The following is a 13,239-nucleotide window of genomic DNA, read 5'->3' on the forward strand; positions in this document are numbered from 1 at the left end:
TGCTGGTAGCCGTCGTCAAAAACGCCAGATCGCGCGCTTGCAACCAAGTTGCCGTCGCCCTGCTAGCCGATGCCGTGCGCGGCTTGAGCGTCGCCCGTTGCAGTGAGGCGGTCGCATGCCGTTTGAATTGAACGCAAACCGCCGCATTGAGCTTGCCTTGCTGTGGCTGGCCTTGCTGGTAGTAGCCGGATTCTGGTTGAGCGAGACGCTCAAGGTCACTGGCGATCTTCGCAAGTTCATGCCCGCCCTCCGCAGAAAAAAAGCGCCGAAGTTGCCCGATGCCGCGCGCGCGGCCGGTGGACGTCCAGCCATTGCGGTGAGGCAGTTGCATGCCGTTTGAATTGAACGCAAACCGCCGCATTGGGCTTGCCTTGCTGTGGCTGGCCTTGCTGGCGGTGGCCGGGTTCTGGTTGAGCGAGACGCTCAAGGTTACTGGCGATTTGCGCAAGTTCATGCCCGCCCTCCGCAGAAAAAAAGCGCCAAAGTTGCCCGATGCCGCGCGCGCGGCCGGTGGGCGTCCAGCCATTGCAGTGAGGCAGTTGCATGCCGTTTGAATTGAACGCAAACCGCCGCATTGGCCTGGCCTTGCTGTGGCTGGCCTTGCTGGTGGTGGCCGGATTCTGGTTGAGCGAGACGCTCAAGGTCACCGGCGATTTGCGCAAGTTCATGCCCGCCCCGCGGACGCCTGCGCAAAAACTGCTGATCGAAGAACTCGGCGAAGGCCCGGGCTCGCGGCTGTTGCTGATGGCCTTGTCCAATAGCGACCCGGCCACCCTGGCCGAGCAATCGCAGCAACTGCACCAGGCATTGGCCGCGCAACCGGCGCTGTTCGAGCTGGTCGGCAACGGCGGCACTGCGGGGTTGGAGGCGATTCCGGAGCGCTTGTTGCCGTATCGCTATCTGCTTAGCGACAGTTTCGACACCGCACCGCTGGACGCGGCGACGCTTGAAGCGGCGCTGCAGTCACGCGTGCAGGATCTGGGTTCGCCGGCAGCGGCGATGGTGGAGCCGCTGCTGCCGCGCGACCCGACGCTGGAAGTGCTGCATCTGGCCGAGACCCTGCAGCCGGCGGGCGCACCGCAAACGCGCAACGGCGTGTGGTTCGATCGCGCCGGCACCTCGGCACTGTTGATCGTGCAGACGCATGCAGCCGGCTTCGATCCCACCGGCCAGCAGCTGGCCTACGACGCCGTGCAGGCGGCGTTCGCCACCGTCAGTAATGGCACCACGACGCAGCTGACCTTGACCGGCCCGGGCGCATTCGCGGTGGAGATCACCGCACGCACCCAGGGCGAATCGCAGTGGATCGGCACGCTGGATACGGTGGGTCTGGTGCTGTTGTTGATGATCGCCTACCGCAGCTGGAAGATTCCGGTGCTGGGCGTGTTGCCGCTGGCCAGCGCCGGCCTGGCTGGCCTGGGCGCGGTGGCGCTGGTGTTCGACGGCGTGCATGGCATCACCGTGGCATTCGGCTTCACGTTGATCGGCGTGGTGCAGGATTACCCGATCCACTTATTCAGTCATCAACGCCCCGGCCTGGATCCGCGCGACAACGCGCGGCATTTGTGGCCGACGCTGGCGACCGGCGTGGTGTCTACCTGCATCGCGTATGTGACCTTCCTGTTTTCTGGCGTTGATGGTCTGCGCCAGCTGGCGGTGTTCACCATCGCCGGTTTGGCCACTGCGGCGGTGACCACGCGTTGGCTGTTGCCGTGGCTGATCGACCCTGCGCCGCGCGACTATGCCGACTCGCGTCTGTTGGCAACGCTGTGGCGCGGTATCGCGCGGCTGCCGCGGCCACGCATCAGCCTGGCGGTGATCGCGGTGATCGGCATGGCGGTGATCGCATTCGCGCCTGGCCAGTTCTGGCAGAACGATCTATCCAAACTCACCCCGGTGCCGCCCAAGGCATTGGCGCAGGACACTCGCTTGCGTCAGGAACTGGGCGCGCCCGATGTGCGGTATGTGCTCGCGCTGCCTGCCGCCAACGATGAAGCGGCGCTGCAGGCCAGCGAATCCCTGCGGCCGCGGCTGGATGCGCTGGTTCGCGACGGCGCCCTGGCCGGCTACGACATGGCCGCGCGCTATCTGCCCAGTGCCAAGACTCAGCAGGCGCGTCAGGCGGGGTTGCCGGATGCAGCGCAGGCGCGCGCGCTGACCGAGCGCGCGGTGGCGGCCACGCCGTTCCGCAGCGATGCGTTCGCGCCATTCCTGCAGGATCTGGATGCCGCCAAGCGCGCGCCGCCGCTGCTGCCGGAGGATCTGACCGGCTCGCCGCTGGCCACCTCGGTGGGCGGCTTGCTGCTGGGCCGCGGCGATCGCACGACCGCCCTGGTGTCGCTGACTGGCTTGCACGACCCTGCGGTGTTGGCTGCGGCGGTGCAGGGCAGCGGCGCGCAGTTGCTGGATCTGAAGGACGCGTCCGAATCGCTGGTGGCCGCCTACCGCGGCCGCGTGCTGGGCGCCCTGGGTGTGGCGGCGTTGCTGCTTGCGGTGACGGTGGCGATCGCGTTGCGCAGCCCGCGCCGTATCGTGCGTGTGCTGTTGCCGATGGCGCTGACCACCGTGTTGATCCTGGCGATCCTGCGCGGCATCGGGGTGGAGCTCAATCTGTTCCACTTGATCGCGCTGATTCTTGCCGCAGGCTTGGGCCTGGATTACGCCTTGTTTTTCGATCACGCCGGCGACGATCACGCCGATCAGCTGCGCACGCTGCATGCATTGATCGTCTGCAGCCTGATGACATTGCTGGTGTTCGCGCTGCTGGCCGCCTCCAGCATCCCGGTGCTGCGCGCGATCGGCAGCACGGTGGCACTGGGCGTGTTGTTCAATTTCATCCTCGCGTTGCTGGTGTCGCGCGAACCGGCACTGGAGCGCACACGCAATGGAGAATCGCATGCAGGGACGTGACGCAATCGCCGCCTTGATCCCGCATCAGGGCAGCATGTGCCTGTGGGACGAGGTGGTGACCTGGGATGCGCAGCGGATTGTGGTGCGTAGTCATGCGCATTGCAGCGACATGCATCCGCTGCGTGCCGATGGACGTTTGCGCGCGCTGCATCTGTGCGAATACGGCGCGCAGGCCATGGCCGTGCATGGCGGCCTGCTGGGGCGCGCGTCCGGCAAGCCGGTGCGCCCGGGCATGCTGGTTGCGCTGCGTGCGGTGGAATTGCATGTGACGCATCTGGAGGCCTTGCCCGATGCCATCGAGTGCGAAGCGCAGGTGCTGATGCAGGGCGAGGACAGCCAGCAATACAGTTTCCGTCTGACCCATCAGGCGCAGCTGCTCGCCGAAGGCCGTGCCACGGTGATGCTGGGCGCCGCGCAGGCGTAGCGCGGCCGACAGACAACACATCGATTGCGTGCATCGCCAGGCAGCCGCGGCCGGTGCTCGGTGCGGCGTGGCACGCGTGCATTCCGGTTCCGAGCGCGTCGTCGTCATCTGACGATTGCTCGCTACGTGTTGTCGCAGCGCTTGGCGGCCATGCCCTTGGTAGCGGCGCACATGCGTGCGCTACGGCGGCCCGATGATGCGTATTGCGCGCGATGCCTGCGGCGATGGACGCGGCAGGTTGTTCCTGCGCTGGCTGCGAATCGCTAGGATGGTGGCTTCCTGCTGCAGCTGGTTTTGACGAGACGTCCATGAGCACATCCATTCCACAGCGTCGTGCGTTAGTCACAGGCGGCAGCGGCGATCTTGGCGGTGCGATCTGTCGCCATCTGGCGGCGCAGGGGCGGCACGTGATCGTGCATGCCAATCGCAATCTGGCGCGCGCGCAAGAGGTGGTTGCCGCCATCGTGGCCGACGGCGGTAGCGCCGAAGCGGTGGCCTTCGATGTGGCCGATGCGCAGGCCAGCGGCGCGGCGCTGGAGAACCTATTGGCGTCCGGCCCGATCCAGATCGTAGTCAATAACGCCGGCATCCACGACGACGCGCCGATGGCGGGCATGAACGCCGAGCAGTGGCATCGGGTGATCGATGTGTCGCTGCACGGCTTCTTCAACGTCACCCAACCGTTGTTGTTGCCGATGGCGCGCACGCGCTGGGGACGCATTGTCAGCGTGTCGTCGGTGTCGGCAGTGCTGGGCAATCGCGGGCAGACCAATTACGCCGCAGCCAAAGCGGCATTGCATGGCGCGACCAAATCGTTGTCGCGCGAGATGGCCAGCCGCGGCATCGCCGTGAATGTGGTGGCGCCGGGCGTGATCGAAAGCGACATGGTCGGCGAAAATTTCGCGCCCGAGGTGATCAAACAACTGGTGCCTGCCGGGCGCGTCGGCAAACCCGACGAGGTCGCCGCGCTGGTCGCCTTCCTGTGCTCGGAGTCTGCCGGTTACATCAATGGCCAGATCATCGGCATCAATGGCGGCATGGGCTGATTGCCTGACGTCCAGGCTGCAACGGCCGCGTAGCGGGGCACGACCACGACCTTCGTCGCTCAGCGCCGTTGCGCTGCAGCCGATGGCGGCAGCGCAGGCGACGCTTAGCCGCCGGTTTCGTCTATCTTCATGAGCAGATCGCGCTCGCGTGAACCGCGCGTTGCGGTGCAGTGCACCGAGACCGTATTGCCATTTGCGCGTAAGCGACCGTCCACGTAAAGACCATCGCCGCGGTCATGGTAGGACGCTGTCCAGTTGTAAACACTTGCGCCTTGCGCAAGGTAGTGGGTCTCGGCGGCTCGCCGGCAGACAGGGACTAAGTCGCTACCGTTCATCAATAACGGCTCGGGTACGTATTGCACGACGTTCTGCGCGACAGCTTGGGTTGCAGTGAAGCTGATGAGCAAAAAAAGCGGGTAAGCAAATCTGCGATGCATCGGTCACCTCCTGTGAGAGATATGAGTGGGTAGATGTGGCGAGTATCTGCGCCTGGCTAACTTAAGAGCGGCTAACAAAACGTAGCGAACAGTCGTTAGGTGGGTGCGGACGGCGCGGAAGAACCGGAGTGTACGAGTGGTACATGCCGCACCGAGCACCGGCCGCGCCCGCCTGGCGGCTGCACAGTAGATTTGTTTGCTGCTCTAAGCCGCGTCCGCGTACCACGTCGCCGTCAGGATCGGGTCGCCGCTGGCGTTGGCGGTCAGTGCGTCCAGCCCGTGATCGGGCAGGTCGGGGTGACGGTGGCGTGCCTGCTGCAGGATCTCGCGTGCCAGCACCGCCATCTGCGCCACGTTGGTGTGGATGCGTGCGGCGAACGCGTCGTCGTCCAGGGTGTCGTGCAAGGCGCCATTGAGCTCGTTGAACCAGCCGATCAGATACTGGTCCAGCAGACGGCCATCGCCGGTGGCGATGCCCTGTGCGGTGTTGTGCACGCCCCAGTCGTGCAGCACGCGCTGCATGGCCAGGTTCATGTCGCGCGCATAAAAGAAGTCGGCTTTCATGCGCGACAACAGGCTCAGGTCGGCGATGCGTCCGGAACAGAACAGCGGCGCCAGCAACGACCAGTAGTAGGTGTAATCCCAGATCACTTTGACCGGCATGACCTGCTCGTCGCCGAACAGCGCGTACTGATCCTGATACAGGGTCAGGGTGTTTTCGTAGAACGAGAAATACAGTTGCTCATACAGCTCGGTATACGGGCTGAGCGACCTGCCGGCGCGATCGCGGCCGATCAGTTCGCAGATATAGGTGTTGGAGATGGCGATGAAGTCGCTGCCCGGCGAATAGAACGGGTCCAGGAACACCCCCGCCTCGCCGGTGAGCGCCCAGCGCTGCGACGAGAACACCTGTTTGCAGCCATATGAAAAATTGCGCAGGAACAGAAAGTCCTGCAAGCGGTAGTCGGCCTTGTCCAATGAGGCGGCGACCTGCGGTTGATGCAGACGCAGCCAGTCCATGGCTTTTTCGTGCGTGTTCATGGTCTCCAGCGGGTGCATCTGCGCATCGCAAACGATGCCCAACGAATGCGCGCCGGACGACAGCGGGATCAACCAGAACCAGTAACCGGGCCCGCACATGTGATTGGTGGAACGCCAGCGATCCGGCGGCGTGCAGCGCTGCAGCCAGCTGCTGTCCTGCGACCAACCGTTCGGGTCGATCAGGCCTTCCACGCGCCACCACACCGCATTGGCGTTGTGCGCGTTGTCCTGTGCCAGGCCCAGCTTGCGCTTGAGCAGCCCGGCGCGGCCACTGGCATCGACCACCCAGCGTGCGCTCAGCGTGCCCTGCTCGCCGGCATGCTCGTAGCGCACCGCATGGTCGGTCTCGTCTTCGGACAGATCCACGCCCTTGACGCTGCAGTTGTCCAGGAACGCGATGCCCTGCGCGCGGGCGCGCTCACCGAGGAAATTTTCGAAGCGGCCGCGGTCGATCTGCCACGACGGTGTCGGCAGGATCTGGCTGACGCCCAGCTCGGTGCAGCGGTCGATGTCTTCGCGTTTGTCGGAGAAGAAAAAGCGAAAACCGAACTTGCGGATCTGCTCGGTCTCCAGATGCTCGCGCAGGCCCAGCACGTCGGCAAAATAATGCGCGCCGATCTCCACCGTGGATTCGCCCACCTTGAACGCGGCCTCGCGCACCGGGTGCGCACGGCGCTCCAGCACGGTGATCGCAAGCTCCGGATCGCGTTGCTTCAATTGCAGGGCCAGGCTCAGGCCGGCCAGACCACCACCGGTGATGACGACATCGCGACGCTGTGCATTCATGGGGACGGGTTGCTCTTGGTAGCCGCGGGCACAGTAGCAAATTCGCCGTCGACATCGTCAATGATCACCGGGTTGGCGCGCACGTTGCGGTACTCGCGCCAGATGTGCCCGTAGGTCCAGGCCTGCACGACCACGTGCGAGGTGATGTTCCACAGGTCGCGCACCAGCCGGAAATGGCTCTTGCGGAAGGTGCCCGGCGCGCTGCCCGCGTAGCGGGTTTCGATCGGCACCGCGACCACCCGTGCGCCGGCCTGGCGTGCGGCGGAAATCAGCAGCTGCGCCTCGAACACGAAGCCTTCGCCGGACACGTTGGGCAGGGTGAACACCGAGGCCGGATACAGCCGTTGGCCGCTCTGGCTGTCCACCAGTTGAAAACCGCAGGCCCAGGCGATGCCCCAGTCGCCGAAGTCGTTGCCGATCCGGCGGATGGTGGGCTGGGTGGCGCGCTTGCGCATACGCGCGCCGACGATCACGCAGCCGGGGTGGCGGTTGGCTGCGGCCAGCAGGCGCGGGAAATCGGCGGCCTTGTGTTGGCCATCGCCGTCCATGGTCATCACCGCGCGCATGCCCATTTGCTGCGCCTGCGCAAAGCCGCTGCGCAACGCGGCGCCCTTGCCCATGCGCTGCGGATGGCGGATCAGGCGCACCGGCAGGTCGGCGATGCAATCGGCGGTGCCATCGTCGGAACCGTCGTCGATCACGATCACATGTGAGCAGTAGGTCAACGCATCGTTGACCACTTCGCGGATACGCAATGCCTCGTTCAAGGCCGGCACCAGAATCGCGGTGTCCTCGCGGGTCAGCGGTACCCGGCTCATCGCTGCAGCTCCACACGCAGCACCCGGCCAGGGCCGGCATACAGCGCGGCGCTGTCGCCGTGGCCCGCCAACAGCGCGAATAGCGGCAGCATCGGCGCCATCGCATTGGCGGCGACATGGCGCGCCAACGCGCCGTCAGCGGGAGACGGCGCGCCATCGTCCAGCCACGCTTGCAGCTGCGGCTTGCTGGCCTGGCCAGCGCTGCCCAGCACTAGCGCGCCACCAAGCAGGCCCTGGCTGGGCGAGATGCGCCCAAGCGGCCCCACCGAGCGCGCGTCGTAGCCGGCCAGCAGCACTGCATCGACGCCGGCGGTGAGTTGCACCAGCGCTTCCAGCAAGCCTTGCGCGAAACTGGCGTCGTGGGCGCTGATCGCCGTGGCCGGGGTCATCGCGCCGGCACCGATGGTCCAGTAGCCCGCCGCGGCGTTGTGCACCGAGTTGTGGAACTTGGTCGGCGAGATCGCCAGCGGGTCGCTGGCCAGCGTGGTGCACATGTAATCGGTGATGGCCAGATCGCCGTGCGTGGAGGTGAACACCGACGGCAAGCTGGCAGGGTCGCGGCCGGCGGCGGTGCAGGCCGCCAGTGCGGCTTCCAGCGACACCGCCACCGTATCCGGCGCACGGCGGCGCTCGTTGGCGGCCAGCAGCTGCGGCGCCGGACGTGCGGGCGTCTCCTGCAGCGGGCCGCCCTGCATGAAGGCATGCGCGGCCTCCCAGTTGGGCAAGCCTTGGGTCCAGAAGCCGATCCCTTCGATGGTGGCGGTCAGCATCAGCGTGCCCGCCCGAACAGCAGCGAACAGTTGTTGCCGCCAAAACCGAAGGAGTTGTTCATTGCGTAATCGATCCGGGAATGGGCGTTGTCGAAGCGGATCTGCGGGCCGCAGGCGGGGTCGGGCACCTCGCTGTTGAGCGTGCCCGGCAGCACGCCGTCGCGCAGGGCCAGCAGGGCGATCACCGATTCGACGATGCCCGCCGCGCCCAGGGTGTGGCCGGTCCAGGCCTTGGTCGAGCTGGCGTGCAAGGTGTCGGGGAAGATCGCCGCCACCGCTGCCGCTTCCACGCTGTCGTTGGCCGGCGTGGCGGTGCCATGCAGGTTCAGATAGCCCACCGCCGCCGCGTCCAGGCCGGCGCGTTCGAGCGCGCCGCGCATCGCCAGCTGGGCGCCCAGGCCCTGCGGATGCGGGGCGGACATGTGGTGCGCATCGCTGGATTCGCCATAGCCGTACAGCCACAACGTCGCATCCGGAGCGGCGGCGGTGCGTTCGACCAGCGCAAAGCCACCGGCTTCGCCCAGGCTCAGGCCGACCCGGCGCGCGTCGAACGGCTGGCACGGTTCGGGGGCGACCACCTGTAGCGAGTTGAAGCCGAACAGCACGCTGCCGCACAAGGTGTCCACGCCGCCCACCAGGGCCGCGTCGATCACCCCGGCCTCGATCAGCCGCGCCGCCTGGGCAAACACCTTGGCGCTGGACGAACAGGCGGTGGCCACGGTCACGCTGGGGCCGCGCAGGCCGGTGGCGTGCTGGACGAAGTCGCCCAACGAATGCGGGGTGTGCACGATGGGGCGGTCCAGATCGTCCGGAAACCGCGCGCCATCGGCGTCGTCGACCAGGCGCGTATACGCCTCTTCGCTGGCGCCGATGCTGGAGGTGGAGGTGCCGATGATCACCGCCACGCGCTCGGCGCCGTAGCGCTGCGCGGCGGCCTGCACGGCGTCGGCCATGCCGTCCTGCTGCAGGGCCAGCCAGGCCAGCCGGTTGTTGCGGCAGTCCCAGCCTTGCAGCGCATCGGGCAGGACCACCTCTTCCACGCCGTCGACGCGGCCGATCCAGCATGGCAGCGGTTTCGGTCCGAAATCGTTGTAACGCAGGCCGCTGCGGCGCGACTGCAGCGCGGCGGCCTGGGCCGCGAGCCCGGCGCCGAGCGCGGTGGTGGAGGTATAGGCGGTGACGGCGACCGGGGCCATCTGGGACGAATGCTGCGCTTGGCTCACGATGGTCTGGCTGGCAAAAAGTGCTCGCAGTATATCGGTGGCGTACGCCAGCCCCGTCGATGGCGCAACTGAACGCGCCGGTCATGTCGCTGACGTGGCTGGGATTTTTCGCAGCGGCCGCGCTTTCGCCGTCGCCGCAATTGGGACACAATCCTGCGACCCACCGCTCTACGAGCGCGATCACGCGCGCATGCACGCCTACGTCTATAAAAGCCAACGCAAGCAGGACACCTTCGTCTACCTCGCCAAGCGTGACGATTTCTCCGGTCTTCCCGCTGCCGTGCACGCGCCGTTGGCGCCATTCGCATTCGTGCTGGAGGTGGCGTTGACGCCTGAGCGCCGCCTGGCGCAGGCCGACGTGGTGACCGTGCGCGAAGCGCTCGCCAAGCACGGCTTCTACCTGCAACTGCCCAAGACGGTGGTGCTGGCGGGCGAGTGCGACTATGACTGAGCCGCAGCGTGCCGCGCGATTGCGCGCCGCAGCGCTGGCAGGTGCAGCCGGCGTGGTGTTGTCCCTGCTCGGTGGCCTTGGTGGCGCCGTTGCCGCAGTGAGCCTGTGGCTGGCGCAACCGGCCTTTGCATTGGCAGTGTCGTGGGCGCGTGGCACCCGCGCGCTGGCCACGCAGCCGCGGGCCATCGCACAGGCGCTGCCGCCGTTGCTGGCGATCTGGGGCGTAGGCCTGCTCGCCTTGGCGGCATTGATCAGCTGGCCGCTGACCGCGCTGCGCGATAGCGGCAGTCTGGCCGCCGCCTTGGCCTTGAGCGTGGCCGTCAGCGCCGCCTTGCTGGGACTGTGGCGCACCTGGCCGTTGTGGGGCGAAGTGGAACGCGACGGTGGCGCGCTGGCGCCACGCTGGCACGCGCTGGCCACGCAGGAACTGCATGCCTGGCGCGGCCTGCTGGCCGCCGCATTGGTGTTGGCGGTGTGCACCCTGGTGGTGGCGCTGGCCTGGCCGGGTTGGTTATCCGGCGGTCTGCGCTGGGGTTTGGCGATTGCCGCTAGCGCGCTGCTGCCCGCCGCCCATCTGCTGTTGCAACGTACCGCCGCACCGGCGCGCAGCGATGTGCCGGTGGCCCGGCAGGCTGCCGACTTCTTCTCCGAAGCGGCCGCCGAACCGCGCCCGCTGGAGCCGGTCGCCCAGCATCAACTGGTGCCCGAATTGTTCGAAGCCGCGCGTAGCGGCCGGGTGGATCGCGCGCTGCAATTGCTGGAGGCCGGCGCCGACCCGCAGGCGATGCCGCTGCCGGAATGGCGCGACCAACGCAGCCTGCCGGCGCTGGCAGCGGTGCTGCCGGATCTGCGCCTGCTGCGCGAGCTGATCGTGCGCCGCGTGGACGTCAACCAGCCGCATCGCGGCATGACGCCGCTGCTGGCCGCCACCCGCGACAGCTGGCATGGCCGCCCGGATGCGGTGATGACGCTGCTGGCCAACGGTGCCGACCCGCGCTCCACCGACAACGACGGCAATACGCCACTGCATCATGCGGTGCGCAGTTCCGACCCCGGCGTGGCCGCATTGCTGCGCGATGCCGCCGCCGACCTGGACGCGCTCAACAACGAAGGTCATTCACCGCTGGCGATGGCGTGCCAGGTCGGCAATTGGCGGCTGGCGAAATTTTTGCTGGAACGCGGCGCCCATTCCGAACCGGACGGCGGCGCGCCGGTGTTGCTGGCCGCCGCCGGCACCGAAGAAGACGACCCGGCCGGCGTGCAGTTGCTGCTCAAGCACAAGGCACGCGTGGATGCGCGCGACCGCCAGCGCCGCAGCGCCTTGCACGAAGCCGCGCTAGCCGGCCACGGCGACATCGTCGAAGCGCTGTTGTCGGCCGGCGCCAATCTGGAAGCACGCGATCTGCTCGGCCGCACGCCGTGGCTGGATGCCGCGCGTCAGGCGCGCAGCGCGGTGCTCGAACGCCTGGTCGCCCGCAAGGCCGATGTGCTGGCCATCGACGGCGACGGCCGCAACGCGGTGATGCTGGCCTGCGCTGCCGACAGCGTGTCGCCGGCGCTGATCCGCCGCCTGCTCGATCTGCAGGTGCCGGCCGACAGCGTCGATGTGCATGGCCGTCGCGCCGTGGACGTGGCCGCCGAAGCCGGGCGTTGGGCGATCGTGCAATTGCTCGACCCCAACTATCCCTTGCCGGCCGCCGTCAGCGATGCGCATGGCGATACCCCCGGCGTGGCGGTGCTGCCCGATCGCCCGCCGCTGGTGTTGCTGCGCGAAGGCCTGCAGTTCGGCCAACGCGATGGCCTGGACGCGCTGGCGCGACTGTGCGGCCCGGAAGAACTTGGCGGCCTGCTGCACGACGCGCATCTGGCGCTCAACGCCGATGCGGTGGACTGGCTGCTGCGCCACGGCGCCGATGCCGAAGTGCGCGATGCCTGCGGCGACGTGCCGATGTTTGCGCTGCTCTCGCGTGGTGTGGAGGCGGTGCCGGCGCTGCAGGTGCTGCTGCGTCACGGCGTGTCGCCGGCCGGTGCAGGTGGCCTGACCCGGCTGCTCAGCGCCTGCGTGCAGCACGATGCGGCATCGCGCGGGCTGGAACAGTTCGCAGTGGAATTGCTCGAACGTGGCGCCGACCCGTTTGCGCCGTCGGCGGCCGGCGATCCGCCGTTGTCGCTGGCCGTGCGGCTGGGCTGGCTGCGCCTGCAGCAGTGGTTGCTGGAACACGGCGTGGACCGCGAAGCGCGCGACAGCCACGGCATGACCGCGCTGCATTTGGCGACCGCGCTGGGCCGCGATGCCTCGCTGAAATTGCTGGTCAAGCAGGGCGCCTCGCCGGAAGCGCGCGCTGCCGACGGGCAGACCCCGCTGGGTGTGGCGCTGTCGATCGGCCGCCGCGATCTGGCCGACTGGCTGGACTGGCGGATCTGGTCGCTGCCACGCCGCACGCTGCGCGAAGCAGACGTGCCCGCGGCCGCGATGACTGGCGATACCGATGCGGTGCGACGCCTGATCGACCTCGGTCTGCCGGTGGATGCTGTCGATGCGCAAGGCTGCACCGCGCTGCTGCGTGCGGCCGGTGGCGGCCACCTGGGTGTGGTTGCGCACCTGCTCGGCCGCGGTGCCGACCCGCAGCGCGCAGCCAACAGCGGCGCCACGCCGTTGTCGGCCGCGGTGAGCATGCGCCAGACCGATATCGTCGCCGCCCTGCTGCAGGCCGGCGCGCAGATCGAACATCGCCTGCCCGGTGGCGTGACCGTGCTGATGCTGGCTTGCGCACTCGGCTTGCCGGACATCGTGGCGCGTCTGCTCACGGCCGCAGCCAACGTGCATGCCACCGATGATCAGGGGTTGGCACCACTGCATTGCGCGGCGCTGTACGGTTTCACCGCGCGCGACACCACCCGCCTGCTGGCGCTGCTGGACACCTTGCTGCTGGCCGGTGCCGACCCGGACGCGCTCGCCGGTGGACGGGTCAGCCCGCTGCTGTTGTTGTTGGGTGCGCGCGCCGAACCGGGCACCGCCTGCGACGAAAAGGTGGTGCTGGCCGGCGTCGAACGTCTGCTCGACGAAGACGTCTCGCTGGATGTGGCAGACCAACGCGGCTTCGGCCCGCTGCATCTGGCCGCCCTGCATGGCTTGCCGCTGCTGGTGCAGCGCCTGCTGCGCGCCGGTGCCGATGCCGACCGTCGCGATGCGCTCAACCGCACCCCGCGCGAGATCGCCATCATGCGCGGCTTCATCGATGTGGCCGGCCAGTTCGAACCCGCGTTGCCGGGTGTCTCTTCGATGGCGCGCTTCCTGCGCGAAGGCCGCTGAGCCAGCGCGGCGGCACACCG

Annotated in this window: 12 protein-coding genes and 1 other RNA gene; 7 read left to right on the plus strand and 6 right to left on the minus strand. The window is 67.7% G+C overall.

The genetic code is table 11. From position 1 onward, the window contains the following. Positions 1 to 115: 115 nt before the first annotated feature. The 5 genes from VC212_RS14160 (at position 116) to fabG (ending at position 4,380) form a co-directional block, all read left to right on the plus strand. A complete protein-coding gene (locus tag VC212_RS14160) occupies positions 116 to 340 on the plus strand; it encodes a hypothetical protein (protein ID WP_323526147.1) in 225 nt (74 codons plus the stop codon). Beyond that, on the plus strand, positions 330 to 554 hold the full coding sequence (locus tag VC212_RS14165) for a hypothetical protein (protein WP_323526148.1): 225 nt from the start codon (positions 330 to 332) through the stop codon (positions 552 to 554). The genes VC212_RS14160 and VC212_RS14165 overlap by 11 nt, the downstream gene beginning before the upstream one ends. Then, on the plus strand, positions 544 to 2,910 hold the full coding sequence (locus VC212_RS14170) for an MMPL family transporter (RefSeq protein ID WP_323526149.1): 2,367 nt from the start codon (positions 544 to 546) through the stop codon (positions 2,908 to 2,910). The genes VC212_RS14165 and VC212_RS14170 overlap by 11 nt, the downstream gene beginning before the upstream one ends. Further along, on the plus strand, positions 2,897 to 3,334 hold the full coding sequence (locus tag VC212_RS14175; protein ID WP_323526150.1) for a phosphotransferase: 438 nt from the start codon (positions 2,897 to 2,899) through the stop codon (positions 3,332 to 3,334). The genes VC212_RS14170 and VC212_RS14175 overlap by 14 nt, the downstream gene beginning before the upstream one ends. 308 nt (positions 3,335 to 3,642) lie before the next feature. Continuing rightward, positions 3,643 to 4,380 (plus strand): 3-oxoacyl-ACP reductase FabG, encoded by a 738-nt coding sequence (gene fabG, locus VC212_RS14180; protein ID WP_115514233.1) that lies wholly within the window; start codon positions 3,643 to 3,645, stop codon positions 4,378 to 4,380. A gap of 104 nt (positions 4,381 to 4,484) precedes the next feature. Here fabG and VC212_RS14185 read toward each other — a convergent pair whose 3' ends face one another. The 6 genes from VC212_RS14185 to VC212_RS14210 form a co-directional block, all read right to left on the minus strand. After that, complete coding sequence (locus VC212_RS14185; protein WP_323518145.1) at positions 4,485 to 4,817, minus strand: hypothetical protein; 333 nt, start codon at positions 4,815 to 4,817, stop codon at positions 4,485 to 4,487. Between the two features lie 69 nt (positions 4,818 to 4,886). Next, positions 4,887 to 4,962: non-coding RNA, sX9 sRNA (locus VC212_RS14190), on the minus strand. Between the two features lie 59 nt (positions 4,963 to 5,021). Next, complete coding sequence (locus tag VC212_RS14195; protein ID WP_323526151.1) at positions 5,022 to 6,644, minus strand: NAD(P)/FAD-dependent oxidoreductase; 1,623 nt, start codon at positions 6,642 to 6,644, stop codon at positions 5,022 to 5,024. Beyond that, positions 6,641 to 7,462: a glycosyltransferase family 2 protein gene (locus tag VC212_RS14200; RefSeq protein ID WP_323526152.1), complete on the minus strand. Its 822-nt coding sequence runs from the start codon at positions 7,460 to 7,462 to the stop codon at positions 6,641 to 6,643. The genes VC212_RS14195 and VC212_RS14200 overlap by 4 nt, the downstream gene beginning before the upstream one ends. After that, complete coding sequence (locus VC212_RS14205) at positions 7,459 to 8,232, minus strand: beta-ketoacyl synthase chain length factor (protein ID WP_323526153.1); 774 nt, start codon at positions 8,230 to 8,232, stop codon at positions 7,459 to 7,461. The genes VC212_RS14200 and VC212_RS14205 overlap by 4 nt, the downstream gene beginning before the upstream one ends. Next, entirely contained in the window at positions 8,232 to 9,428 is a 1,197-nt protein-coding gene (locus VC212_RS14210; protein WP_323526154.1) for a beta-ketoacyl-[acyl-carrier-protein] synthase family protein, read from the minus strand. Before VC212_RS14210 ends, VC212_RS14205 begins: the two co-directional genes overlap by 1 nt. A gap of 217 nt (positions 9,429 to 9,645) precedes the next feature. Here VC212_RS14210 and VC212_RS14215 point away from each other — a divergent pair, with 217 nt between their 5' ends. Both VC212_RS14215 and VC212_RS14220 read left to right on the plus strand, forming a co-directional pair. Then, positions 9,646 to 9,906, plus strand: a complete 261-nt coding sequence (locus tag VC212_RS14215) for a YcgL domain-containing protein (protein WP_055847027.1) — start codon at positions 9,646 to 9,648, stop codon at positions 9,904 to 9,906. Further along, the gene (locus VC212_RS14220) at positions 9,899 to 13,219 is read left to right on the plus strand and encodes an ankyrin repeat domain-containing protein (protein WP_323526155.1); all 3,321 of its coding nucleotides are present in this window, start codon (positions 9,899 to 9,901) and stop codon (positions 13,217 to 13,219) included. Before VC212_RS14215 ends, VC212_RS14220 begins: the two co-directional genes overlap by 8 nt. Positions 13,220 to 13,239: the final 20 nt, after the last annotated feature.

The organism is Xanthomonas sp. WHRI 8932A, from assembly GCF_035012785.1.
Classification (GTDB): domain Bacteria; phylum Pseudomonadota; class Gammaproteobacteria; order Xanthomonadales; family Xanthomonadaceae; genus Xanthomonas.